The sequence below is a fragment of the Microbacterium rhizomatis genome, from assembly GCF_008710745.1.
In the GTDB taxonomy this organism is placed as follows: Bacteria; Actinomycetota; Actinomycetes; order Actinomycetales; family Microbacteriaceae; genus Microbacterium; species Microbacterium rhizomatis.
In genome coordinates, this window is record NZ_VYSA01000003.1 from 365,069 (window position 1) to 388,772 (window position 23,704).

23 protein-coding genes are annotated in these 23,704 nt (G+C 68.8%); 19 read left to right on the forward strand and 4 right to left on the reverse strand.

The window, feature by feature from the left end:
• Nucleotides 1-82 precede the first annotated feature (82 nt).
• Entirely contained in the window at nt 83-1,207 is a 1,125-nt protein-coding gene (gene ald, locus F6B43_RS15580) for an alanine dehydrogenase (RefSeq protein WP_150449984.1), read from the reverse strand.
• 126 nt (nt 1,208-1,333) lie between these two features.
• Between ald and F6B43_RS15585 the strand changes: the two genes are divergently transcribed.
• The 7 genes from F6B43_RS15585 to F6B43_RS15615 all read left to right on the forward strand — a co-directional run bounded on the left by F6B43_RS15585 (nt 1,334) and on the right by F6B43_RS15615 (nt 7,341).
• Nucleotides 1,334-1,819 (forward strand): Lrp/AsnC family transcriptional regulator, encoded by a 486-nt coding sequence (locus F6B43_RS15585; protein WP_150449896.1) that lies wholly within the window; start codon nt 1,334-1,336, stop codon nt 1,817-1,819.
• A 27-nt stretch (nt 1,820-1,846) separates the two neighbouring features.
• Nucleotides 1,847-2,362 (forward strand): YybH family protein, encoded by a 516-nt coding sequence (locus F6B43_RS15590; protein ID WP_170285684.1) that lies wholly within the window; start codon nt 1,847-1,849, stop codon nt 2,360-2,362.
• Between the two features lie 26 nt (nt 2,363-2,388).
• Nucleotides 2,389-3,597, forward strand: a complete 1,209-nt coding sequence (locus tag F6B43_RS15595) for a M24 family metallopeptidase (protein WP_150449898.1) — start codon at nt 2,389-2,391, stop codon at nt 3,595-3,597.
• Between the two features lie 218 nt (nt 3,598-3,815).
• A complete protein-coding gene (locus F6B43_RS15600) occupies nt 3,816-4,763 on the forward strand; it encodes a transporter substrate-binding domain-containing protein (protein ID WP_150449899.1) in 948 nt (315 codons plus the stop codon).
• A gap of 25 nt (nt 4,764-4,788) precedes the next feature.
• Nucleotides 4,789-5,562, forward strand: a complete 774-nt coding sequence (locus F6B43_RS15605) for an SDR family oxidoreductase (protein ID WP_211368164.1) — start codon at nt 4,789-4,791, stop codon at nt 5,560-5,562.
• Nucleotides 5,543-6,550, forward strand: a complete 1,008-nt coding sequence (locus tag F6B43_RS15610; protein WP_246160000.1) for an amino acid ABC transporter permease — start codon at nt 5,543-5,545, stop codon at nt 6,548-6,550. Before F6B43_RS15605 ends, F6B43_RS15610 begins: the two co-directional genes overlap by 20 nt.
• Nucleotides 6,547-7,341 carry an amino acid ABC transporter ATP-binding protein gene (locus F6B43_RS15615; RefSeq protein ID WP_150449901.1) on the forward strand — a complete coding sequence of 265 codons (795 nt, stop codon included), beginning with the start codon at nt 6,547-6,549 and terminating at the stop codon, nt 7,339-7,341. The genes F6B43_RS15610 and F6B43_RS15615 overlap by 4 nt, the downstream gene beginning before the upstream one ends.
• 18 nt (nt 7,342-7,359) lie before the next feature.
• Here F6B43_RS15615 and F6B43_RS15620 read toward each other — a convergent pair whose 3' ends face one another.
• Together F6B43_RS15620 and F6B43_RS15625 are read right to left on the reverse strand one after the other, a co-directional pair.
• Nucleotides 7,360-8,157 (reverse strand): IclR family transcriptional regulator domain-containing protein, encoded by a 798-nt coding sequence (locus tag F6B43_RS15620; protein ID WP_150449902.1) that lies wholly within the window; start codon nt 8,155-8,157, stop codon nt 7,360-7,362.
• Nucleotides 8,158-8,239: 82 nt separating this feature from the next.
• The gene (locus tag F6B43_RS15625) at nt 8,240-9,004 is read right to left on the reverse strand and encodes an SDR family NAD(P)-dependent oxidoreductase (RefSeq protein ID WP_150449903.1); all 765 of its coding nucleotides are present in this window, start codon (nt 9,002-9,004) and stop codon (nt 8,240-8,242) included.
• Between the two features lie 198 nt (nt 9,005-9,202).
• On the opposite strand from F6B43_RS15625, the gene F6B43_RS15630 reads away from it, so the two are divergent.
• The gene (locus tag F6B43_RS15630) at nt 9,203-10,915 is read left to right on the forward strand and encodes an FAD-dependent oxidoreductase (RefSeq protein ID WP_150449904.1); all 1,713 of its coding nucleotides are present in this window, start codon (nt 9,203-9,205) and stop codon (nt 10,913-10,915) included.
• 24 nt (nt 10,916-10,939) lie between these two features.
• Here F6B43_RS15630 and F6B43_RS15635 read toward each other — a convergent pair whose 3' ends face one another.
• The gene (locus tag F6B43_RS15635) at nt 10,940-12,097 is read right to left on the reverse strand and encodes an NAD(P)/FAD-dependent oxidoreductase (RefSeq protein ID WP_150449905.1); all 1,158 of its coding nucleotides are present in this window, start codon (nt 12,095-12,097) and stop codon (nt 10,940-10,942) included.
• A gap of 57 nt (nt 12,098-12,154) precedes the next feature.
• Here F6B43_RS15635 and F6B43_RS15640 point away from each other — a divergent pair, with 57 nt between their 5' ends.
• From F6B43_RS15640 to F6B43_RS15690, 11 genes are all read left to right on the forward strand, one after another.
• On the forward strand, nt 12,155-13,087 hold the full coding sequence (locus F6B43_RS15640) for a dihydrodipicolinate synthase family protein (protein ID WP_150449906.1): 933 nt from the start codon (nt 12,155-12,157) through the stop codon (nt 13,085-13,087).
• 165 nt (nt 13,088-13,252) lie between these two features.
• Nucleotides 13,253-13,699 carry a nuclear transport factor 2 family protein gene (locus F6B43_RS15645; RefSeq protein WP_150449907.1) on the forward strand — a complete coding sequence of 149 codons (447 nt, stop codon included), beginning with the start codon at nt 13,253-13,255 and terminating at the stop codon, nt 13,697-13,699.
• On the forward strand, nt 13,696-15,282 hold the full coding sequence (locus tag F6B43_RS15650) for an ABC transporter substrate-binding protein (protein WP_150449908.1): 1,587 nt from the start codon (nt 13,696-13,698) through the stop codon (nt 15,280-15,282). The genes F6B43_RS15645 and F6B43_RS15650 overlap by 4 nt, the downstream gene beginning before the upstream one ends.
• 89 nt (nt 15,283-15,371) lie before the next feature.
• Nucleotides 15,372-16,385: an ABC transporter permease gene (locus tag F6B43_RS15655; RefSeq protein ID WP_150449909.1), complete on the forward strand. Its 1,014-nt coding sequence runs from the start codon at nt 15,372-15,374 to the stop codon at nt 16,383-16,385.
• On the forward strand, nt 16,382-17,296 hold the full coding sequence (locus tag F6B43_RS15660) for an ABC transporter permease (protein ID WP_211368165.1): 915 nt from the start codon (nt 16,382-16,384) through the stop codon (nt 17,294-17,296). Before F6B43_RS15655 ends, F6B43_RS15660 begins: the two co-directional genes overlap by 4 nt.
• Entirely contained in the window at nt 17,296-18,078 is a 783-nt protein-coding gene (locus F6B43_RS19760) for an ABC transporter ATP-binding protein (protein WP_150449910.1), read from the forward strand. Before F6B43_RS15660 ends, F6B43_RS19760 begins: the two co-directional genes overlap by 1 nt.
• Complete coding sequence (locus F6B43_RS19765) at nt 18,075-18,947, forward strand: ATP-binding cassette domain-containing protein (protein WP_150449911.1); 873 nt, start codon at nt 18,075-18,077, stop codon at nt 18,945-18,947. The genes F6B43_RS19760 and F6B43_RS19765 overlap by 4 nt, the downstream gene beginning before the upstream one ends.
• Before the next feature lie 72 nt (nt 18,948-19,019).
• Nucleotides 19,020-20,261: an amidohydrolase family protein gene (locus tag F6B43_RS15675; protein ID WP_211368166.1), complete on the forward strand. Its 1,242-nt coding sequence runs from the start codon at nt 19,020-19,022 to the stop codon at nt 20,259-20,261.
• Nucleotides 20,258-20,584, forward strand: a complete 327-nt coding sequence (locus F6B43_RS15680) for a TIGR04076 family protein (protein WP_150449912.1) — start codon at nt 20,258-20,260, stop codon at nt 20,582-20,584. Before F6B43_RS15675 ends, F6B43_RS15680 begins: the two co-directional genes overlap by 4 nt.
• Nucleotides 20,585-20,597: 13 nt before the next feature.
• Entirely contained in the window at nt 20,598-21,623 is a 1,026-nt protein-coding gene (locus F6B43_RS15685; protein ID WP_150449913.1) for an LLM class flavin-dependent oxidoreductase, read from the forward strand.
• A gap of 75 nt (nt 21,624-21,698) precedes the next feature.
• The gene (locus F6B43_RS15690; protein WP_150449914.1) at nt 21,699-23,684 is read left to right on the forward strand and encodes a S9 family peptidase; all 1,986 of its coding nucleotides are present in this window, start codon (nt 21,699-21,701) and stop codon (nt 23,682-23,684) included.
• Nucleotides 23,685-23,704 lie beyond the last annotated feature (20 nt).

Here is a 23,704-nt window from a genome sequence, read left to right on the forward strand (position 1 = left end):
TCGGAGACGCCGTACACCGGCCGATCCTTCCTGGGCGGCCGGTGTAGCAGGGCACTCGTGTGCCGCGGATGGCCCGCGGGCGTCAGGCGGCGCGCGCGAGAAGGTCTCCGGCTGCCGCGAACTCGAGGCCGTGAGCTTCGGCGACGCCTCGGCTGGTGAGCACGCCGTCGTGCGTGCTGAGCCCGCGCGCGAGAGCAGCATCATCGGCGAGGGCGCCACGCCACCCCTTGTCCGCCAGCGCCAGCACGTACGGCGCCGTCGCATTCGTGAGCGCCGTGGTGGATGTCTCGGGCACCGCACCGGGCATGTTCGCGACGCAGTAGTAGGTCGATCCGTGGACGGCGTACGTCGGGTCCTCGTGGGTCGTCGGCCGTGAGCCTTCGAAGCATCCGCCCTGGTCGATCGCGATGTCGACGAGCACAGAGCCGGGCTTCATGGCGGCGACCATGTCGTCCGTGACGAGCTTCGGCGCAGTGGCCCCCGGGACAAGAACCGATCCGATCACGAGGTCGGCGTCGCGGACCTGGTCGGCGATCTCGAGATAGGACGAATGACGGGTCTGCAGCAGCCCGCCGAACCCCGCTTCGAGCTGACGAAGACGAGACAACGACAGGTCGACGACCGTGACGTCGGCTCCGAGACCGACGGCGTTGCGCGCGGCGTTCTCGCCGGCGACTCCGCCACCGATCACGACCACCTTCGCCTTCCGCGTGCCGGGAACCCCGCCGAGCAGCGTGCCGCGACCACCGGCCGGCCGCATGAGATGGAAAGCGCCGACCTGCACGGAGAGCCTGCCGGCGACCTCGCTCATCGGGGCCAGCAGCGGGAGACTGCGATCGGCGAGCTGAACTGTCTCGTAGGCGATCGCTGTCGTGCCGCTCTTCAGAAGCGCTCGCGTGCAGTCCTCGGATGCTGCGAGATGCAGGTACGTGAAGAGCACCTGTCCTCGCCGCAGCCGAGCGTACTCCTGCGCGATCGGCTCCTTGACCTTGAGCAGCAGATCAGCGCTGCTCCACACGTCGTCCGCGCGATCGAGGATCACCGCGCCCGCTGCGACGAAGTCGTCGTCGGAGATCCGTGATCCCTCCCCGGCGCCGCGTTCGATGAACACTTCGTGTCCACGCCCCGCGAGCGCATGCACCACCGCCGGCGTGACGGCGACTCGGTCTTCGTTGTTCTTTATCTCTGCAGGTACTCCGACGCGCATGTGAACTTCCCTTCTGGTCACGGCCAGTGTGTAGTAACAGCGGTAGGAGGGGTATCGTTCAGAAGATGATTCGCTCATTCAAGAGAATGTGCGACGAAATATCGAAAAGAGAGGGGGGGAGCGGCGGTGGAACGGAAAACTCTGCGACAGGATCTGGACGACGTGGATCGTCGGCTGATCGCCGCCCTCGCCGCAGACGGGCGGATCACGAATGCCGAGCTCGCCGCGCGAGTGGGGCTCGCCCCGTCGACCGTGCACGGGCGAGTGCAGTCGCTCATCCAGAGCGGGGTGATCTCGGGGTTCACGGCCACCGTGAACAAAGCCAAGCTCGGTTTCGGGTTGCAGGCTCTTGTCGGCGTGACGTTGGCTCCCGGAGCACGTCAAGCCAGCATCACCGATTTCGCCGATCATGCGCGAGCTTTCCCCGAGGTCGTGCAGGTGTTCTTCCTCGGCGGGGTGGACGACTTCATGGTGCACGTCGCCGTGGCTGATTCGTCGGCGCTGCGTACCTTCGTCGTCGAGCACATCTCGGGTCATCCGCGCGTCGCATCCACGCGTACGAACATCATCTTCGACTACCACCGCAGCGCCAGCGTCGAGTCTTTCCGCTGAGCGCGGCTGGTAAGCGTGTGGGTCACATTGCCAAACAGTCGTGGCTCTGTTAGTTTTTCGCACATCTGTACGCAAAGCGAACACCCATTCATCACAACCGCCCGCGAGGTCATCGACGCCGCCGACACGTCGTCGTTCGATCCTGATCAGCGCGCGATCTGGCGCGAGCAGAAGGCGATCTACAGCGCCTTCCTCGCCGGGGATCGAGCGAGGATCGACCGCCGGATCCATCCTGACGCGACGATCTGGGATGCCGTCACCGAGCGGATCGCTCGAGGGCTGGCCGAACTCGACGCGATCCGCGCGACCCGCCCCACGGGTGAGGCGAAGCAGGTGACGACGCGCCTGGAGGTCGACGAGCCCATCATCGACGTGTCGGGCGACCTGGCGGTCGCGCGGCACGTGCTGCGCGTCGAGCGCGAGGATGCGGATGGCTCAGCGCGCGAGCTCATGCGCGTCAGCCAGGGCTGGCGTCGCATCGACGGTGAGTGGAACATCATCCATTCCCACGAAGACCTGTTCTCGATCGAACCGCTCGGTTGAGCATCCTCCCCATCGAAAGGACCCCTATGGCCATCGACTACGTCTCGCGTCGAGCACGCCTCGACGAGCGCCTGGACGCCGCCGGCGTCGACGTGCTGTTCCTGCCCGCGTCGCAGACCGACCTCGAGTACTTCACCGGTCTCGAGCGCGGCGTGCCTTCGTTCGGCAACATCGGCTACACGAATCACTGGATCTCGGGCGCGTTCTTCGCCCCCGGCAAGGAGCCCCTCTTCGTGCTCACACGACACCACCAGGAGTTCCACCTGCCGGGGGGCGTGACGGGAGACATCATCACCGCGACGGAGTCCGATGACGGGGCCGAGGTGTTCCGGCGCGCGTTCGACGCCTTCGCCGCGCGCCCGCGCAGGGTGGCGGTCGGCGCAGCCCCGGGAGAGGAGTCCTGTGTGCACGAGTCGGGTGCTCAGGCGCGCATTGCCGTGAGTGGACGCACGTGGGCCGAGACCACGCTCCAGCTGCGCGCCCACCGCCCGGACGCCGACCTGACGGTCGCAGACGACATCATCAACGGCATCCGTCGCATCAAGGACGCGCACGAGATCGAGCTGATGACCGAGGCGGCCCGCATGGTCGACCAGGTCATGGCGGCCGTCAGCGACCGGGTCGTGGCAGGGATCACCGAACTCGAACTGGCGTCGGAGATCGACCTGCGCATCCGCCAGCTCGGTTCGCCCTCCTCGTCGTTCGACACCGCCGTGTGGGCGATGGGCAAGGGGATCGAGCGGGATGCCAGTGAGCGGCTCTCCCGCAAGGCGCTGCCGGATCGCGCCGGAGTCAACTTCGACTTCGGAGCGATCGTCGAGGGCTACTGCTCCGACTTCGGGCGCACGGTGCACATCGGACAGCCCGACGAGGAGTACGAGCGCGTGTACGACGTCGTCATGGCCGCGCAGGAGGCGGGTCGCAGAGCCGCGATCCCCGGTGCGACGGGCGGTGACGTGCATCGGGCGACGCGCGCGGTGATCGAGGAGGCCGGGTACGGCGACTGGTTCCGTCACCGCACGGGGCACTGCATCGGCAAGGACGTGCACGAGCTCCCCTACATCTCCGAAGAGGACGAGACGCCGCTCGAGCCCGGCATGATGTTCACGATCGAGCCGAGTGTGTTCTGGCCGGGGCGCGTGGGTGTGCGGGTCGAGGACGTGTTCCTCCTCACCGACAGCGGCGAGACCGTGAAGATCAATGAGCTCGACAACGCCATGCGCGTCAACGACTGACCTCCGACCGCCGACGAACGATCCGGCCCCCTCCGCTCAGGCGGTGGGGGCCGGGTCCGTTTCGGTGCGTCTGAACGGGACCTGTCTTCACACGGTTGACATATGTGGACGCATAGTGAACACTCGTGCGTATAACGAACACTTCTCGATGAGTGTCCCCGCCGAATCCTGATCTCGGGGCCGGCGGCGCTCACCCCGAACTCGAAGGAGCAGTCTCGATGAACACCGTCGTCGCCCCCCGCCGCACGCTCATCGGCCTCGCGGCCCTCACTGCGTTCGGCCTCGCCCTCGCCGGCTGCTCGAGCACTCCCGGAGGCGGATCCAGCGGCGCGCCGGATGCCGGCGGCAGCGTCGAGGTGGCCGGCGTCACGATCCAGAAGGATGCCGAGCTCGCCGCCCTCGTACCGCAGAAGGTGCTCGACCGCGGTACCCTCACGGCCATCCAGTTCGACAACGCGCCCGCTGACACGTTCCTCGGCGAAGACGACGTGATCACCGGGTGGGGGCCCGACCTCGGCCGCGCCGTCGCCGGGCTTCTCGGTCTGACATACGACGCCGAGGTCTCCGGAGCGTTCGACACGTTCATCCCCGGAATCCAGAACGGCCGCTACGACACCTCATGGGCGTCGATCATCGTGACGCAGGAGCGCCTCGACGTCGTCGACATCGTCGCGGTCCACGAGAGCACCACGGGCGTCATCACGAAAGAGGGCGCGGGCCTGTCCATCAGCACCCCGGAAGACCTCTGCGGGCTGCGGGTGGGAGCGCTCGCCGGCTCAGCGTTCCTCATCCAGATGGAGCAGATCGTCGCGACGTGCACGGATGCCGGAAAGCCGGCCCCCACGATCGACTCGTTCCCGCAGCAGGGTGCGGCGCAGCTCGCGGTGAGCTCGGACCGGATCGACGCGTTCATGACCGCGAAGGGCCAGCTCTCGTGGCTGCTGCGCGAGGACAGCAGCGCCGAAGGCTTCGAGATCCAGCCCCTCGACTACCAGCCGAACCTCGAGGGGATCGCCGTCAGCCGGACCTCGGACATGACCAAGGCCATCACGGCTGCGATGAACAAGCTCATCCAGGATGGCTCGTACGCGAAGATCATGGGCTTCTGGGACATCGACTTCGGCCTGCTGGACGAGGCGGTCGCCAACCCCGACGTCTCCAGCTGATCGCGGCCACGCGCACCTCGACGGCATGACGACCGCATCGCCCGCACGGGCAGACATGAGACCGACAGCTCTGGACGGACGGACGGCGCTCATCCTCGGCGCCGCAGGCCCGCACAGCGTGTCTGCGGCCACGACGCTCGCCGGACTCGGGGCGCAGGTGACCGTGGCCGGCGACATGCGCGAGTTCGAGGAGCAGTACCGCGGCGACGAACGCTTCCAGATCCGCCCGTTCGTCCCGGCGTCGGTCGAAGATGTCGCGGCGCTCGCTGCCGCGTTCGACGACACGGACGTCCTCGTGCACTCCGCCGGCACCGTATCCACCTGCCTCGATGCGATCCGCTGCTTCGCGCCCGCCATGGCTGCGCGCCGACGCGGATCGATCATCGCAATCTCGTCCCCGCGACCTACCTGTGCCGGTCGCGGGGACGGCCTCTCTCCGGCTTCGCGCCAGCCTCTGCACCAGATGGTGCGGAGCCTGGCGACCGAGATGAGGCCGTCCGGAGTCCGGGTCAACGCGATCTCGCCCCAGGGTGTGGATCCCGTGGCGGCGATCGCCTTCCTCGCCTCTGATGCGTCGGCACACATCACGGGCGCTGTGCTCGCGATGGAGCCCGGATGGTCGGTGCTCGAGCGACCGGATGCCGGACACGTCATGCCCGCACGGACCCCCGGCGTCGTCACGAACCTCCACCGCGATGGAGCCGGGCGCGCGGCCCGTGCGGCGCTGTCCTTCCCGGTCCGCCTGCACGACGACGAATCCGCGACGAAAGGCCACGGGGATGAGCGACGACGCGCCTGAGGACGGCCCGGCCAGGGGGCCCCTCACCACCACCCTGCAGATTGGGGCGCCCTCCGGCGGCACGCACGTGCGCACGCACAGCGGTCGCCGCATCGCCGGACGGATCGGCGGTTGGGCGCTGCGCATCCTCGTCGTGCTGATCGTGCTCGAGATCATCTCGAAGTTCGTCACCGCCGACGCGATGCGGTGGGATGTCGTCGGCGAATACCTCTTCAACCCCAAGGTGCTCGACGGTGTCGTCCTGACCCTCGTGCTCACCGCGGTCGCGATGATCCTCGGCTGCCTCATCGGGCTCATCCTCGCGCTCATGAAGATCTCGAGCAGCCTTCTTCTCAATGTGGCCGCCGATGGCTACATCTGGCTGTTCCGCGGCACTCCGCTCCTGGTGCAGCTGCTGTTCTGGTACAACCTCGCGAGCTTCATCCCGACCCTCTCGATCGGGATCCCCTTCGGGCCCTCGTTCGTCGAGTTGGACACCAACACCGTGATCACCTCGATGGTGGCGGCGATGCTCGGCCTCGGGCTCAACGAGGGCGCCTACATGTCGGAGATCATCCGCGCCGGCATCCAGTCCGTCGATCAGGGCCAGGCCGAAGCAGCCGCCGCACTCGGCATGTCGCGGCGGCGTGCGATGCGGCGCATCGTGCTGCCCCAGGCGATGCGCGTGATCGTGCCGCCGACGGGCAACCAGGTCATCTCGATGCTCAAGGGCACGAGCCTCGTGAGCATCGTGGCGATCAGCGAGCTGCTCTACACGGTGCAGGTCATCTACGCCCGCACCTTCGAGACCATCCCGCTCCTGGTCGTCGCCTGCATCTGGTACCTCTTCCTCACGAGCGTGCTCTCGATCGGCCAGCACTACATCGAGCGCTATTACGCGCGCGGAGCCACCCGGACCGCTCCCGACACGTACGCGACGAAGTTCAGGAAGCTGATCGCGCGCACGACGCCGGTGACCTTCACGGCCAAGGAGGGCACCCGCGCATGAGCGCCGCCGATCCGATCATCCGCATCGAGTCCGTCAGCAAGAGCTTCGGGCCGCTCGAAGTGCTGCACGGAGTCGACCTCGAGGTCTTCCCCGGGGAGGTCGTCTGCATCATCGGCCCCTCCGGCTCGGGCAAGTCGACGCTGCTGCGCTGCGTCAATCACCTCGAGCGTCCCGACGGAGGCATCGTGCGCCTCGGCGGCGAGGCCGTCGGCGTCCGCGAGAGCCGTGGACAGCTCGTCGAGATCCCGCCCGCCGACCTCGCTCGCCAGCGCACCGAGATCGGCATGGTGTTCCAGAGCTTCAATCTCTTCGGACATATGACGGTGCTCGAGAACATCATCGAGGCCCCGATCCAGGTGCTCGGCACGCCCCGTGCCGAGGCGCAGACCCACGCGAAGCAGCTTCTGCAGTGGGTGCGTCTCGAGGGAAAGGAATCGGCCTACCCGCGACAGCTGTCCGGGGGCCAGCAGCAGCGAGCCGCGATCGCCCGCGCGCTCGCGATGCGCCCGAAGGTGATGCTCTTCGACGAGCCGACGTCGGCCCTGGACCCGGAGACGGTCGGCGAAGTCCTGTCGGTCATGCGGCGGCTCGCGTCCGAGGGCCTCACGATGATCGTCGTGACCCACGAGATCGAGTTCGCGCGCGAGGTGGCAGACCGGGTCGTCTTCATGGATGACGGGCGCATCGTCGAGATCGGTGCGGCCGATCAGGTGCTCGACGCTCCGCGCGAAGACCGCACGCGGCGTTTCCTCTCGCGCATCCTCGACACGCGCAGCGACCTCGAGGACTGAACGAGCCGCGTGGGCCGATCAGCGCTGCGTGCCCATGAGGGCGATGTCGGAGCCGATCTGCGCCGTCGTCTCCAGGAGCGGCGGGAGGCAGTTCGCGATCAACTCGTCGACCGACACGCGCGACGTCGACACCGTGACGTTGACGGCGCTGATGTACGCGCCCGTGCGCTTGTCGACGACGGGCGCGGCGATCGAGCGCGCGCCCAGGTCGAGTTCCTGGTTGTTCAGCGCCCACCCCTGCTCGCGCACCTCCGCGATGCGATCGCGCAGTTCCTGCTCGTCGGTCACCGTCTGGGGCGTGAACTTCTCGCGCGGATACGTGCGGAAGAACTCATCGAGCTCGTCGGGGCTCATGGCCGAGAGCAGCACGCGCCCCGTGGACGTGCAGAAGGCGGGGATGCGGCGGCCGATGCTCACCCGCAGCGGCATGACGGATTCCGCCGCGGCGCGTGCGACGTAGACGATGTCGCCGTCGTCGTACTCGCACGCCGAGCACGATTCGCCCAGACGCGTGGACAGCTTGCGCAGGTGGTCCTGAGTGATGTCGACGCTCGATGACGACGAGAGGAAGGCATAGCCGAGATCCAGCACGCGGGGGCGGAGGTAGAACCGGTTCTGCTGCATCCCGACGTAGCCGAGTGTCTCGAGGGTGAGCAGCGATCGCCGCGCCGATGCGCGGCTGAGCCCTGCGATCCGCGCCACGTCGGCCAGGGTGAGCATCGTGCGCTCATCGGAGAAGGCCCGGATGACGGCGAGGCCCCGCGACAGCGATTGGACGAACTCGCCCGAGGGTTGCCGTGGCTCGTCGGCGTTCATGTCGTGCTCCCTCAGGAGTGGCGGCGTTGCAGGATCGTCTCACCCTACTGAGGTTGTGCGCAGGTCGAACGATCGACACAGGTCAGCGGATGTACGATGCCCCGTTCACGTCGATCGTCGCGCCGCTGAGGTGGCGGGTCCGCCCGGACGCGAGGAGTGCGACCAGCTCCGCGATCTCTGCCGGAGGGACCATCTCGTGCATCGCGAGGGTCTGTAGGATCGCGTCACGACCGCCCCGGTCAGCGCCGGCCGACGCCGACATCTGCGTGTCGACGACCCCGGGCGCGATGAGATACGCCAGCACGTCTCGCGCCGCGTAAGCCCGCGCCACGGTCTTGATCGCTGCGGCGGTCGCTGCCTTGGATGCGGCGTACACGGCCAGGTTGGAATTGCCAGCGCCGCGCTGCGCGGCCCAGCTGCTGAGCCCGATGACCGACCCGCCTCCCGCGTCGAGGAAGTGGGCGACGGCACGGCGCAGGAGCGTGAGCTGGCTGCGGGTGTTCACCTGGAGGGCCTCGTCCAGCGCGCGGTCCCAGACGTCGTCGGGCGCGTCGAGCTCGGCCTTCGGCATGACGGCGGCGTTGAGCACGACGACGTCGACGCGTCCCGCCCACGCGGTCGCGGCATCCCACAGCTCGGCCGCTCCGGTGGGCGTCGACAGGTCGGCGCGCACGAGGTGGGCCGTGCCGGGGGGGAAGCCTCCGATCGCGAGCGAAGCGCTTTGCGCCGAAGACCGATAGTGGGCGATGACGCGGGCTCCCGTCGGCGCGAGGCGCTCGACGATCGCACGCCCGATTCCTGCGGAGGCGCCGGTGACCAGAATCGTGCGGCCTGCCAGTTCGGTCATGCGCGGAGGCGCCTCGGGCGTGGGGCGAAAGCAGAATCCATGACGGTTCCTCCTACGGTGGTGATCGGGCCTGTGGCGTCGACCCAGCTCAGCATACGCGGTAGTGTTCGTTCTGCGACAATACGTTCGTATGGCGAACGACAGATAGTGGACGGCATGTACCGAGCGGGGTGCCGCCCACCTCGATGAGGAGAGCGCATGAGGGTGACGTCCCCCGGCATCGGTTCCCCGGACGAGTCCGGATCCCTGAGCTACGAGGGCCGCGACGTGCCCGTCGCCGCCTCCGACACCGTCGCCTCGGCGATGGTCGCGGCCGGCGAGCTCGGCAACCGGCGCACCGACGCCGGCGATCTGCGCGGGGTCTGGTGCGGGATGGGCGTCTGCCACGAGTGCGCCGTCACCGTCGATCATCAGGAAGGCGTGCTCGCGTGCGTGACACCCGCACGCGCGGGCCAGATCATCCAGACGCAGTCCGCCCGCCGCCGTGTGCCCACCTCCGCGCCCGCGCCCCGTCCCGAGTCGGAGTTGACCCCGGACGTGCTCGTGATCGGCGCAGGTCCCGCGGGGCTGGCGGCTGCGCGCGACCTGGCCGCCGCCGGACTGGACGTCCTGGTGGTCGACGAGCGCAAGAAGCTGGGCGGCCAGTACTACAAGCAGCCGGATCCGGCGCTGCCGATCGATGAGGATCGCCTCGACCGGCAGTACACCGCCGGGCGAGGACTGATCGACGCCGCGCGACGCGCCGGCGCCCGTATGCTGCTCGGGGCATCCGTCTGGGCCGCCTTCGAAGCCGACCGCCTTCTCGCCCGTTCCGACACGGAGCGGTGGATCATCCGCCCCCGGCGCGTCGTCCTGGCGACGGGCGCGTACGAACGGGGGGTGCCCATCCCCGGATGGACGCTTCCGGGCGTCATGACCACGGGCGCGGGGCAGACGCTCCTGCGTTCGTATCAGGTGGCGCCGGGCGCTCGTGTTCTGGTCGCAGGCAACGGGCCGCTCAACATCCAGCTCGCCGCCGAGCTGGCCAAGGCCGGCGTCGACGTGGTGGGCCTCGTGGAGGCGGCATCCTTCCTCTCGCCTGCACGGATCGGCGCGGGAATGCGCATGGCGTGGAATGCACCAGGACTCACGCGCGACGGTGTCGGCTACCTCTCGGCGCTCGCGGCCCATCGCGTGCCCGTGCTCACCGGTTCGGTCGTCGCATCGCTGGAAGGCGACCCGCAGCGCGGCGTCGAACGTGCCACGATCGCTCGGCTCGACGGGCACCGGCTGCCCACCGGCCGGCGTCGTTCATTCGATGTCGACGCGGTGTGTCTCGGCTACGGCTTCCTGCCGAGCAACGACCTGGCGCGCAGCCTCGGATGCCGTCACGAATACGATCCCGAGCGCGGCGCGCTGCATACGCTCACCGACGGGACGGGGCGCACATCCGTGTCCACCGTGTGGGCGATCGGGGATTCCGGAGGTGTGCGGGGAGCGAAGTTCGCACAGGTGCAGGGAGCGCTCGCCGCCGCCGCGATCATCGCCGACCTCGCCGACCGTCCAGCCGTGATCGATGCCACGACGACGCGCGCAGCGCGACGTCATCTGTCGTTCCAGGCGGGCGTCAACGCACTCTTCGCCGCGCCCCTGCTCACCGATCAGCTCGCCGAGCCGAGCACCGTCGTATGCCGGTGCGAGGGGGTCACGCACGCAGACCTGGTCGACTCCATGACGGAGGGGGTCACCTCGCCCGGAGCAGTCAAGCGCGTCACTCGAGCGGGCATGGGCAAATGCCAGGGGCGCTACTGCGGACCTGTTCTCGTGGAGATGGAGGCGCGACTGCACGGTGTGCCGGTCTCCGAACGCTCGGGATTCGCGCCGCAGGCACCGGTCAAACCCGTCCCGCTCGGTGACGTCGCCGCGCCCTGATCGCGGCGACGCCGGGCGGCGCGCCTAGAACCGATCGGGTGCGAAGGGGAGCAGGTCGCGACCCGGATCGCGACCCTGCACGAGATCGTTCAGCACGCGACCCATGAGCGGCGAGGCCGTGAACCCCATGTACGGGTAGAAGCCGAGCCAGACACCCGGATGCCCCGGGACGGCGCCGATGATCGGGCTGTGGTCGGGGGTGCCGTTGCCGATCCCGACCCACGTGCGCAGCAGGGCGACATCGGCGATCGACGGCGCGATGCGTGTCGCCATCGCGAGGTTGGCGCGCAGCGACTCGGGGTTCACGACCCACTCGCCCGCCGCATTCCTTCGCGCGGGCCAGCCTCCGCCGATGAGGAGCGTGCCCGACTGCGCCTGCTTGAACGTGAGTTTTCCCCCCGCGTAGTACACGAGGTGGGACACCATCGGGTCGATGCGCTCTGTGACGCTCACCTGTACGGCGGCGCTCGAGATCGGCAGCTCCAGCCCGAAGTGGCGGCCGAGATCCCGCATCCCGTCCCCGCCGGCGAGCACCACCTGGCGGGCGTGCACTTCGCCGCGGGGCGTGCGCAGGATGTGCACGCCGTCCTCTTCGCGGAACCCCTCGACGGGGGTGCGCGGCATGAGGACCGCGCCCTGCGCGGCGGCGCGGCGCGCGAACGCGGGGGCCACGAGCAGGGGATTGGCCTTGCCTTCGATGGGGCAGAGCTCGCCGCCCACGACGTCGTCCGTGATCCACGGTGCGAGCTGCTTCAGCTCGGCGGCCGACAGCATCCGGCTCTGGATCCCGACGCTGTTCTCGAACGCCACTTTGCGCTCGATCGCGGGCAGCTGGCTCTCGTCGTCGGCGATGAGGAGGCCGCCCTTCTTTCCGACCTGCAGGTCCGCGCCGAGCTCTTCGCTCAGTCCGTCCCAGATGTCGAGGGAGTCGGCGAGGAACCGCAGGGCGGGAAGCCACGCGCGTGCCCACTCGTCGCCCTCTTCGAGGAACGGCTCGTGCTGGATCTGCCCGTGGAGGCTCCCCGCGTTGCGGCCGGACGCCTCGGTGTTCATGTCGTGGCGCTCCAGGAGCGCGACCGTCCGGCCCTCCGAACTCAGGTGGTAGGCGGCGGCTGCTCCGCTCGCGCCGCCTCCGACGACGGCGACGTCGAAGATCCGATCGCCGATCTTCCGATTTGTCATGTCCACACCGTATCCTGGTGTTCACAATACGTACATGTGTGCGCAGAGAGGTCATTCATGACGGAGAAATTCACCGGTTCTTACACCGTGGCGGTCACGCCGTTCACCGACGACCTGAGCGCGATCGACGTCGATCGCCTCAAGGCCTTCCTGGACTGGCAGCTCGAGGAGGACGTGCCCGGGATCATCATGCTCGGTACGACGGGCGAGTTCCTCTCGGTGACACCCGATGAGCGCCGGATCCTGATCGACGAGACGGTGCGGCACATCGACGGACGCATCCCCGTGCTGGTCGGCACGGCGGACGCGTCGACGACCAAGGCGGTCGCTCAGAGCGTCGAGGCTCGTGATCTGGGCGCTGACGGGCTCATGATCATCTCTCCGTACTACTACACGCCGACCGACGATGAGATCTACCGCTACTTCGAGGCGATCACCTCCGCCCAGGACCTGCCGATCATGCTCTACAACAACCCGGTGACCTCCAACGTCGACCTGAGTGCCGAGCTCGTCGCGCGCCTGGCGAAGGACTTCGCGACGATCTCGTACATCAAGGAATCGTCTCAGGACATCGCACGGGTGCGTGATGTGATCGACCTCGCCGGAGAAGACATCACGGTCTACGCGGGAGAACGCGTCGTCGACTCGTTCCTCCTCGGCGCGGAGGGCTATGTCAACCCGTACGGCAACTACATCCCGCGTGCGTCCGCGGGGATCTGGCGGCTCCTGGAAGCCGGCCGCATCGAGGACGCGCGCCGGATCGACGGACTGATCAAGCGCTTCGACGCGATCATCGCCCAGGGCCATCCGACATACGGGCACCAGTGCTACTCGAAGCGTCTCGCCGCTCGCGCGGGGTACCCCGTCGGCACGGTGCGCCCGCCCCTGACCAGCTTCGCGCAACTGGGGGCGGAGGGTGAGGACCGCCTGGCCCGTATCGGCGCCGTGATCGACGAACTCGACGGGGTGACGAGCGATCTCGGTCTCTGACCGGATCCTGCCGTCAGGACTCATGCGCCAAGGAATAGTTGCCGAATCGTGATCGAATGTAAGTTTCAGTTCTGTCACAACCTCCCAATACATGCTGGTAACACAGCGATACTTTTCATGTGACAATCTCCCGATAGGGTTCCGTACAACGAAGTGAGGATACCTATGCCCGACCATGCCGTCTCGCCCACGGACGCCGAGTGGCTCAGCCGTGCCGTCTACGAAATGTACGACGCGTACCTGACCTCCGACCGCGCGAGGGCCGACAGCTACATCGCCGACGACGTGACGATCTGGGACACCGAGCACGAACCCCTCGTCCACGGCCTGACCGGTCTCAACGCGCTGCGCAACGCACGCCCCGCAGGCAGCGTCGCATCTGTCGCCGGCATCGACGTGACCGAGCCGGTCGTGGATGTCTGGGGCGACACCGCCCTCGTCCGCCACACGTTCGTCGTGCGGTTCGTCGACGCGGCCGCCGCGCCCGAGCGCGTGCGCAACACCGCTGTCTGGCAGCGTCGCGACGGGCGCTGGCTCGTCGTCCACAACCACGAAGACGTCCTTCCCGAGCACCCGATCACCCCCCACACCGAGAAAGAGGAAGCACAGTGAAGCGATCTGTGAAACTGGTCGGCGCGGCAGCCGTCATCGCCGCGTCCGCCCTCATCATGAGTGCCTGTTCCGCGCCCGAAGGGACGGATTCGTCCACGCCCGCAGCCGAGTCGCTCGTCATCGACAAGTCCTTCGACCTCGTCACGGCCGACCCGGCTCGCATGTTCGAGACGACGGGTGGCATCGTGCTGCACGCCGTCTACGACAGCCTGTTGACGTTCGCCGACGGCAAGGCCGACGAGCCGCTCCCCAGCGTGGCCTCCGAGTTCTCCGTGAACGACGACGCGACCGAGTACACGTTCACCATCCGCGATGGCATCACCTTCTCGGACGGAACCCCGCTCACGTCGGCCGACGTCGTGTTCTCGCTCGACCGCGTCAAGAACGTCGAGGGCAACGGCTCGTTCCTCATGTCCGGCCTGTCGGTGGCGGCACCCGATGACAAGACGGTCGTCATCACCTCCGAAGAACCCAACACCGCGATCCCCGCCATCGTGACGAGCCCGACGCTCGGCATCGTCAACAGCGCGGTGGTGAAGGAGAACGGCGGCACCGACGCGGCGGGCGCGGCCGACAGCGACACCGCAGAGGCCTTCCTCAACAAGACGTCGGCCGGCAGCGGGCCGTACATGCTCGAGTCGTTCGACACGACCACGGAGACGGTGCTCGTCGCGAACCCGAAGTACTGGGGCGAGAAGCCGAAGTACGACCGCGTCGTGCTGCGCAACGCCACCGCCGAGGCCCAGCTCATGGACGTCCAGAGCGGCACGGCCGACGTCGCGCTGGACCTGGGGTCCGACCAGATCGCGGGACTCAGCGGTGACGCCGTCGTGAGTACATCGCAGTCGCCCACGATCTTCTTCCTGTTCCTCAACGCCAACCCCGCCGTGTCGGGCGTCACATCGACCGCGGACTTCCGCGAGGCGGTCAAGTACGGTCTGGACTTCGACGGCATCCTCGAACTCGCCGGCAAGGGCGCGGAGCGCGCCTACGGCATCGTGCCCTCCTCGTACCTCGGAGCCCTGGGGTCGGACGCAGCGGTCACGCGTGACGTCGACCGTGCCAAGGCGGCGGCAGCTCGCGCCGGCAGCAACCTCACGGTCGAGCTCGAGTACGCGAGCGACTTCTCGAGCAACGGACTCTCGATGGGCCCGTTCGCCGAGCGCATCGCGGCGCAGCTGGCCGAGATCGGCATCACGGTCAACCTCAAGCCCGGTCCGATCTCGACCACGCTGGAGAGCTACCGCGCCGGCACCGAGCAGATGGGCCTGTGGCTGTGGAACCCGGACTACCCGGACTCGGCTGACTACCTGGCCTTCGGCCCCGGTGAGGTCGTCGGCCTCCGTGCCGGGTGGGCGGCGGGGAGCGATCCCGAACTCGAAGCGGTCATGGCCAAGGTCTCGACCGAGACCGACGCCGCGGCGCGCAAGACGCTCTACGAGCAGTTCCAGACGCTGCACAACGAAGCGGGCGTCATCCTCCCGCTCTTCCAGCCCGCGGCCTCGGTCGTCGCCGCCTCCAAGGTCGGCGAAGTGAAATACGACCCGGTATTCTCGCTGGACATCGCGGCCATCGGCCGCTGATCGCACACGCCGCCCCGAGGGGGAACTCCTCCTCGGGGCGGCGCGTGCATCCCCCCACATCCCTTCCTATGACAGATCCGAGGTGACGCGTGGCGCTCTTCATCGCCAAGCGCTTGGGTGCCGCCGTGCTGCTGGTCATCGGCACCGTGATCGTCGCGTTCGCCCTGACGGCGATCCTTCCGGGCGACGCCGCGACGGCGCGTCTCGGCGAGCGGGCCGCTGCCAACCCCGAGCTGGTGGCCGCGATGCGCGAGCGCCTGGGGCTCGACCGCCCGCTGTACGAGCAGTTCTTCCTCTACCTCGGCGGCCTCTTCCGCGGTGACCTCGGCGAGTCGGTCCAGACGTCGCGTCCGGTCTTGACCGACCTGCAGCTGTTCGGTCCCGCCTCGGCGGAGCTCGCGCTCGCCGCGACCCTCATCGCCGTGCTGATCGGCGGCGGTCTCGGGATCGTCGCGGCGCTGCGGGCAAACGGCCACATCGACAACGCGCTGCGCGCCGTGAGCCTCGGAGGCGTCTCGATCCCGATCTTCTGGTTCGCCCTCATCGCGACAGCGATCTTCTCGACCCAGCTCGGCTGGTTCCCCTCATCCGGGCGACTGAACGCCGGGGTCATACCGCCGCCGCGGGTGACGGGATTCTTCACGATCGATTCGCTCCTGGCCGGCAACTTCCCTCTGTTCCTGCAGGCCGTGACGCACCTGATCCTCCCCGCCATCGTGCTGTCGGCGGCGATGGTCGGCCTCCTGATGCGCTTCACGCGGGCGTCGGTGCTCGACGTGCTCGGACAGGAGTACATCCGGGCGGCCGAGGCCAAAGGCCTCAATGGCCGCCAGGTCGTCTTCGGCCACGTCCTGCGCGGCGCACTCGTGCCGGTCATCACCGTCGTCGGCACGGCGTTCGCCTCGCTCCTGGCAGGCACTGTCCTCGTCGAGCAGATCTTCGCATGGCCGGGGATCGGTTCGTACGCCTATCGGGCCGCGTCGACCCTCGACCTGGCCGCGATCGTGGGAGTGACGATCTTCGTCGCCCTCATCTACATCTTCGTGAACCTCGTGACAGACATCCTGTACGGGGTCATCGATCCGAGGATCCGACGCGCATGAGCACGACAGAGAAGGCCCTCGAAACCGTCGACCCGATCGCATCGACCGACGGACGGCGATGGATGCCGCGGTGGCGGCTGCCCGCGGCGTGGCGCCGCCCGCTCGCCGTCGTCGGCATCGTGATCGTGGTGTTCTGGGTGCTGGTCATCATCTTCGCGCCGCTGCTGGCCCCCTACAGCCCGCTCGCGCAGGACTCGCCCCGCTTCCTGCCGCCCTCGCCCGAGCACTGGTTCGGCACCGACGGTGTGGGCCGCGACGTGCTCTCGCGCGTGATCTACGGCGCGCGCATCAGCATCCCGATCGCGGTCATGCTCGTCGCGCTGTCGCTCGTCGTCGGAGCGACGATCGGCGCGATCGCGGGGTACTTCGGAGGGACGGTGGATGCCGTCCTGATGCGCATCGTGGACCTCTTCTTCGCCTTCCCCGCGATCATCCTCGCGATGGCGGTGTCGGCAGCGCTCGGCCCCTCTCTGGTCAATGCCGTCCTCGCGATCGTCGTCGTCTCGTGGCCCGCGTATGCCCGTGTCACGCGATCGCTCGTGATCGGACTGCGCGACAGCAACTTCATCGCCGCGTCGCGCCTCATCGGTGCTTCGTCGATCCGCACCCTCGGGCGCGACATCGCCCCCAACATCCTCGGTCCGATCGCGATCATCTCGACGCTCGAGCTCGGCAATGCGATCCTCCTTCTCAGCGGCCTGAGCTACCTCGGGCTCGGCGCGGTGCCGCCGACCCCCGAGTGGGGCGCGATGGTGTCGGAGGGCTCGCGCGTCTTCTACAACTACTGGGTCGCTCTCTTCCCAGGGCTTGCGATCCTCAGCGTCGTGCTGGCGTTCAACTTCATCGGCGACTCGCTGCGCGACGCCCTCGATCCCCGCACGTCGCGCGCCGTGTCGGCCATGGAGCTGTGATGGACGCGCTGCTGGACGTCCGTGATCTGCGCATCCTGCTCGGCGGCCGAGCCCTCGTCGACGGCGTCGACATCACGGTCGCGCCCGGTGAGGTCGTCGGACTCGCCGGCGAGAGCGGCAGCGGCAAGACGCTCACCGCGCTCACGGCCCTCGGCTTCGTGCCCGACAACGCCGAGGTGTCGGGTGAGGTGGTCTTCGACGGACGCAACGTGCTCTCGCTCGGAAAGCACGACCTCCGGGCGCTGCGCGGCGATCGCGTCGCGATGGTGTTCCAGGACCCGATGACCTCGCTGCATCCGATGCTCACGATCGAGCGCCAGCTCACCGAGCACCAGCGCGTGCATCGTGCCATGACCCGGGCGCAGGCGCGCGAGCGTGCGATCGAACTGCTGGACCGCGTGCGGATCCCCGATCCCCATCTCGCGATCAAGTCCTACCCGCACCGCTTCTCCGGCGGCATGCGGCAGCGCATCGCGATCGCGTCGGCGCTCGCGTGCGAGCCTGAGCTGCTCATCGCCGACGAGGTCACGACGGCGCTGGACGTCACGGTGCAGGCAGGCATCCTGAACCTCCTGCAGAGCCTGCGCAGCGAGACCGGGATGGCGATGCTCTTCATCACGCACGACCTCGCGGTCATGAACGTCGTGTCCGATCGGCTCTACATCATGCGGGCGGGCAGGGTCGTCGAATCCGGGCGTTCCCGTGACGTCCTGGCCGACCCGCAGCACGAGTACACGCGCGCGCTCGTCGATGCGCTGCCCGACACGGAGGTGGCACGATGACGGCTCTCGAGGTCGAAGACGCGGTCGTCGAGTACAAGGTCCCCGGCCGCCCCACCGTGCGCGCCGTCGGCGGAGTCTCGCTGCACGTCGACGCCGGCGAGGTGCTCGGGCTCGTGGGCGAGTCCGGCTGCGGCAAGTCGTCGCTCGGTCGCGCCATCGTCGGCCTCAATCCGCTCGACTCCGGCCGGGTGCTCGTCGACGGCCGCGAGATCGCGCCGCTGCGCCGCCGCGCGCGTCCCGTGGCCGATCGTGCCGTCCAGATGGTGTTCCAGGATCCGTACTCGTCGCTGAATCCGCGCCGCCGGATCGGACGTCAGATCCAGGATGCCGTGGCCGGCCGGGGCGGCACCGCACGCGTGCAGGAGCTGCTCGAATCGGTGGGATTGCCCGCCGCCGCGGCCAACCGATTCCCGCACCAGTTCTCGGGCGGGCAGCGACAGCGCATCGCGATCGCACGGGCGCTCGCATCCGATCCGCGGGTCATCGTGGCCGACGAGCCGGTCTCGGCCCTCGATGCCTCGACGCGCCTGCAGGTCGCGGGCCTGCTCTCCGACACCGCGACCCAGCGCGGCGCCGCACTGCTCATGATCTCGCACGACCTGTCGGGGCTGCGGGTCATCGCCGACCGCATCGCCGTGATGTACTTCGGTCGCATCGTGGAGGTCGGCCCGACGGATGCCATCTGGACCGAACCGCAGCATCCCTACACCCGCACGCTCATCAAGGCGATCCCGAGACTGGGGCGCGACGCGCCCATGCCGTCGGAGCCCGGCCGCCGCGAACCGGTGGTCGTGAGCGATGAGGATGCGCGGCTCGTGGAGTGCGCGCCGGGGCATTTCGTGGCCGCAGAGGCGCTCGTCGCCTCGTGACCACGTGTCCGCCGTAGTGATCACGTATCGGCCGCAGCGAGCACGCATCGGCAAGAGAGAGGAACGCAGGACGTGGGAGTAGTGCGGTCGTTCGAGACGCGAGGGGATGCCGAGCTGCGCGATCTGCGCCTCGTCGATGTCGAGGAGGGCGTCGTGCGCTCCGGGCTCGCGATCCGCGTGCGCGGAGGAGTCATCGAGTCGATCGCGTCCGATGAGCATCCCGCGCCAGGAGACCTCCCCGTGCTCGACATGGGCGGCGCCTTCGTGGCACCGGGGCTCATCAACATGCACACGCACTTCTCGCTGTCGCTGCCCGGGCCCGTGGGCGAGGAGCTCGAGGCGATGGATGCCGCGGGCATTGCGCTCTACATGGCCGACGGCGCCCGCCGCACCCTGCTCAACGGCGTCACGACCGTGCGCTGCGTCGCCGAGAAGGCGAATGCGGACTTCGCGCTCCGCCGGGCGATCGAGGGGGGATGGGTGCAGGGTCCGCGCATCTACACCGCGGGCCGCGCCCTGGCGTGCACGGGTGGGCACGGGCACGGTTCGGACGACACGATGGAGTGCGATGGGGCGGACGCGTTCGCCCGCGGCGTCCGCACGCAGATCCGTGCCGGAGCCGATCTGATCAAGCTCATGATCTCGGGAGGGATCGCGGGCGAGCACGAGACGATCTCGACACCCCAGCTCAGCACGGCCGAGATGGCGTCGGCGATCTCCACGGCGCACGCGTGGGGGCGCAAGGTCACGGCGCACGCCGGTCCGGCCGGGGTGATCGCGGAGGCGGTGCGCCTGGGCCTGGACTGCGTGGAGCACGGCTACGAGCTCACTCCCGACGTGTGCCGCGAGATGGCCGAGGCGGGCACGTCGCTCGTGCCGACGCTCATCGTGACGCGCTCCGGCGCCTTCTTCGACGAGCTGGGCGTTCCCGCCTGGATGCAGGAGCGCTCGCTCGGGGCGGGGGAACGGCACATCGCGTCGTACCGCATGGCGCTCGAGGCGGGCGTCGAGGTGCTGCTCGGCAGCGACATGCCGCCGTTCTGGCCCTTCGAGGGCACGTCGGCGGCAGTCCGAGAGCTCGAGCACATGCACGCCTTCGGTCTGGACGCTCCCGCCACGCTGCGCGCCGGTACGCTCGGGCCCGCACGATGGCTCGGCATAGACGCGAACACCGGGAGCATCGCAGAGGGCAAGTGGGCCGATCTGATCGCCCTCGCGGAGGATCCGCTGGAGTCGCCCTCCGCTCTGCGCACCCTGGACTTCGTCATGCGCGGCGGTGTCGTCGTCCGTGATGACGGGCGGGTTCGGCGATGACGGATGCCGGCGGCGACATGGAGCTGTACGACCTCTGCGTCGTCGTCGACCGCATCGAGGGCCGCTCCGTGTGCGGAATGCGCGCGGGGGATCGCTTCACGGTGACCGGGAGCAACGAGCTGCGGATCCCCGGCGGCGGGCACTTCTGCATGTATGCGCTCGCCGCGGCGCTGCCTCTCCTGGCGGCGAAGCAGCGCGCGCTCCCTCCTGGTGACTGGCTCGAGCGCGACAGCGAGGTCGCATGCCCCGACCCCGATGAGCGGCTCGTGATGCGCATCGAGCGCACGGGCACATCGCGCATGAACTCGGCGGACCTCACGTGAGGGCGGACCGCTCATGACCGTCGAGCGCGTGCCGATCACGCTCGGGTTGCAGACCGACAAACCCCGCGGCGCCTACGCCGAGCTCGCGGTGCTGGCCGAAGACCTCGGCTTCTCGGGGGTGAGCGTCTTCTCCGACCTGCTGTACCAGTCCTCGATCGTGCCGCTCATCGAGATGGCCTGGGCGACGGAGCGCATCCGGCTCGGCTGCGCGTGCTGGAATCCGTTCACACTCCATCCCTACGAGATCGCGAATCAGGCGGCGCTTCTGGATGCACACAGTGGCGGGCGGGCGTATCTCGGCCTCGCACGCGGATCGTGGCTCGGCGGCATCGGGCTGCGTCCGACCCGGCCGCTCGCGCACCTGCGTGACGCCGTCGGGGTGATCGACGCGCTCCTGGCCGGTGCGGGCGAGGGGTATGCCGGCGAGCACTTCCGGCTCGATGAAGGCGTACGCCTCGTCTCGGCCTCGCGCCCGATTCCCCTCCTCATCGGCTCGTGGGGTCCGCGGGGGGCTGCCCTCGCGGGCGAGTTCGCCGAAGAGATCAAGCTGGGCGGATGCGCGAACCCCGCCATGATCGCCGTCACGCGAGAGCGTCTCCGCGTGGGTGCGGATCGCGCCGGCCGCCGCGCAGAGGACATCGGCATCGTGCTGGGCGCCGTCACCGTCATCGACCGTGATCGCAAGACGGCACGGAGCCTCGCGCGCCGCGAGGTCGCGATGTACCTCGACGTCATCGCCGAGCTCGACCCGACCGTGCAGCTGCCCGAGGGGCTTCTTCCGGAGATCCGTGAGCGGCTGCGCGACGGTCGAGCGGATGCGGGCGAGGTGATCCCGGATGAAGTTCTGGACCTCTTCGCGTTCGCGGGCGATCCCGATGACATCGCCGCCCAGGCCCAGCGCCTGATCGACGCGGGCGTGGACCGGATCGAATTCGGCACGCCGCACGGCGTCGACGAGGCCGACGGCATCGCCCTGCTCGGACGCGAGGTGCTGCCGCGATTGACCGGCCCGTCCGCGCCGTCGTCCAACCCCCGCTGACCCCATCGCCGCTGGCTGTTCCACGAACGAGCGTCGCGCCTTGTCGCGCGCGACGCGATCACGAAGGAGAGAGAAATGACCACGACGCTCCCGAGCACCGGCACGGCACCCGTGCGCCCGCACGATCTGGAAGAGATCTGGACGCCATCGACGGTGCGCCGCGAGCCCGGTTCGCGCCGGGTGCTGATCGCGGAGTCGCGTCCGGATTCGACGGCGAACGCCTATGTCAGCCGGCTCCTCCTTCACGACCTCGCGCCGGAGAACGCTGCGGATCCGGTGCAGATCGACGGCGGTCCGGGAGTGCGGCTCGCCGCGTTCGCCCCCGAGGGCGGCGAGCTCGCCTGGGTGAGGACGCGCGAGGGGAGAAGTGTCATCCGCCACGTCTCGACCGCCGGACGGGGCAGCGCTCTGACGGACGGTATCCGCGACATCGCGGAGCTCCCCGACGCGATCGAGGAGCTCGCCTGGTCGCCGAGCGCGGCGCGGCTCGCCGTCGTCGCGCGCGTGCCGGTCGACCGCGAATGGTTCGAGGCCCCAGAAGACCGGCGTGCACCGCTGAGGATCACGACCCTGCGCTACTCCGCGGACGGGATCGGATGGACCGTCAACAACCGGCGGCAGATCTTCGTCGTGGATGTCGCCACCGGCGAGGTTCGGTGCGTGAGCGACGCCACGGCGGATGATCATGACGTCGCGTGGACGCCGGACGAGAAGGGTCTGCTGTTCACTTCGCAGCGCCAGCCCGACTGGGATCTCACCGAGGCGAACGCCCTGCACCGTCTCGATCTCGCGACGGGCGAGATCGCGACGATCACCGATGCGACCCGCGAGATCGTGCGTCCCGTGCCCTCGGCGGACGGCACGCGGGTCGCGACGGTCGCGGTCGACATCGCGCACTACCCGAGCACCTCGTTCCCCGCCCTCGTGGATCTGACGTCCGGCGCCGTCACGGACCTTCGCGCGATCGTGGACCGGGACTGCACTCCCGGATCGATCAGGTGGGTCTCACCGGACGCCTTCGTCGTCCTCGTCGGCAGTGAGGGACGCATCGAGGTCGTCGAGATCACCTGCGCGGCCGGCGGCGCGCCGACAGCGCGCACGCTGCTGACCGGTCCACGTCAGATCACCGGGTTCGACGTCCACGACGGGCTGTGGGTCGCGATCGAATCCTCGCCCACGACGCCGCCGAGGGTGATCGTCGGCGAGGAGGGGGCAGCATCCCGTGTCCTGCACGACCCCAACGCGCAGTACCGCGAGGGGCACAGACTTGCGGAGCCGCGCCATGAGCCGGTCGATGTCGACGGCACGACGATCGACTCGTGGATCGCGACCCCGGACGGCGAAGGCCCGCATCCCCTCATCATCTGGCTGCAGGGGGGCGGCACTCAGTACGGCTACCAGTGGTCGCACGAGGTGCACACCCTGATCGGCCAGGGGTTCGCGGTGGCATGGCTCAATCCCCGCGGATCGGCGGGCTACGGAACCGCGTGGATGAAGGTCAATGCCGCCCCGGGTGCCGCGGAGCCCGGGGAGGGCTGGGGCAATCGCGACCTCGACGACATCGTCGCGGTGGTCCAGCATCTGCTCGCGACCCATCCGGTCGACAGCGCGCGCGTCGGCGTCATGGGCGGATCGTACGGCGGCATGATGACGGCATTCCTGCTGGCCAAGACGGACCTCTTCGCCGCGGGCTGGGCCGAGCGGGGCTGCTACAACCTGTTCAGCGACGCCGCCACGAAGGACGAGGCGCCGTGGTTCTTCGAGAAGTACCTGGGCGTCTCGCATCTCCAGGACGCAACTCCGTACTGGGATGCCTCTCCGCTCAAGTACGTCGATGGGATCACCGCCCCCCTCGCCATCGTGCACTCCGAGTACGACCGCCGGTGTGCGATCCAGCAGGCCGAGGAGCTCTTCTTCGCACTGCGGGTGCTCGGGCGACCCGCGGAGTTCATCCGGTTCCCCGGCGAGGGCCACTCGCTGACCCGGGAGGGCACGCCCGTGCACCGGCGTCAGCGCGGCGACCTGCTTCTGGAGTGGTTCGGTGAGACGTTGTCGGCATAGCGATCGCCTGGTCGCCGCAC

Bases quoted from the DNA above. Each gene is read 5' to 3' on its own strand.
- F6B43_RS15645 (WP_150449907.1), top strand. From the start codon at position 13,253: ATGCCCGACCATGCCGTCTCGCCCACGGACGCCGAGTGGCTCAGCCGT.
- F6B43_RS15640 (WP_150449906.1), top strand. From the start codon at position 12,155: ATGACGGAGAAATTCACCGGTTCTTACACCGTGGCGGTCACGCCGTTC.
- F6B43_RS15620 (WP_150449902.1), bottom strand. From the start codon at position 8,157: ATGAACGCCGACGAGCCACGGCAACCCTCGGGCGAGTTCGTCCAATCG.
- F6B43_RS15615 (WP_150449901.1), top strand. From the start codon at position 6,547: ATGAGCGCCGCCGATCCGATCATCCGCATCGAGTCCGTCAGCAAGAGC.
- F6B43_RS15625 (WP_150449903.1), bottom strand. From the start codon at position 9,004: ATGACCGAACTGGCAGGCCGCACGATTCTGGTCACCGGCGCCTCCGCA.
- F6B43_RS15685 (WP_150449913.1), top strand. From the start codon at position 20,598: ATGACCGTCGAGCGCGTGCCGATCACGCTCGGGTTGCAGACCGACAAA.
- F6B43_RS15635 (WP_150449905.1), bottom strand. From the start codon at position 12,097: ATGACAAATCGGAAGATCGGCGATCGGATCTTCGACGTCGCCGTCGTC.
- F6B43_RS15595 (WP_150449898.1), top strand. From the start codon at position 2,389: ATGGCCATCGACTACGTCTCGCGTCGAGCACGCCTCGACGAGCGCCTG.
- F6B43_RS15690 (WP_150449914.1), top strand. From the start codon at position 21,699: ATGACCACGACGCTCCCGAGCACCGGCACGGCACCCGTGCGCCCGCAC.
- F6B43_RS15610 (WP_246160000.1), top strand. From the start codon at position 5,543: ATGAGCGACGACGCGCCTGAGGACGGCCCGGCCAGGGGGCCCCTCACC.
- F6B43_RS19765 (WP_150449911.1), top strand. From the start codon at position 18,075: ATGACGGCTCTCGAGGTCGAAGACGCGGTCGTCGAGTACAAGGTCCCC.
- F6B43_RS15600 (WP_150449899.1), top strand. From the start codon at position 3,816: ATGAACACCGTCGTCGCCCCCCGCCGCACGCTCATCGGCCTCGCGGCC.
- F6B43_RS15680 (WP_150449912.1), top strand. From the start codon at position 20,258: ATGACGGATGCCGGCGGCGACATGGAGCTGTACGACCTCTGCGTCGTC.
- F6B43_RS15630 (WP_150449904.1), top strand. From the start codon at position 9,203: ATGAGGGTGACGTCCCCCGGCATCGGTTCCCCGGACGAGTCCGGATCC.
- F6B43_RS19760 (WP_150449910.1), top strand. From the start codon at position 17,296: ATGGACGCGCTGCTGGACGTCCGTGATCTGCGCATCCTGCTCGGCGGC.
- F6B43_RS15605 (WP_211368164.1), top strand. From the start codon at position 4,789: ATGACGACCGCATCGCCCGCACGGGCAGACATGAGACCGACAGCTCTG.
- F6B43_RS15660 (WP_211368165.1), top strand. From the start codon at position 16,382: ATGAGCACGACAGAGAAGGCCCTCGAAACCGTCGACCCGATCGCATCG.
- ald (WP_150449984.1), bottom strand. From the start codon at position 1,207: ATGCGCGTCGGAGTACCTGCAGAGATAAAGAACAACGAAGACCGAGTC.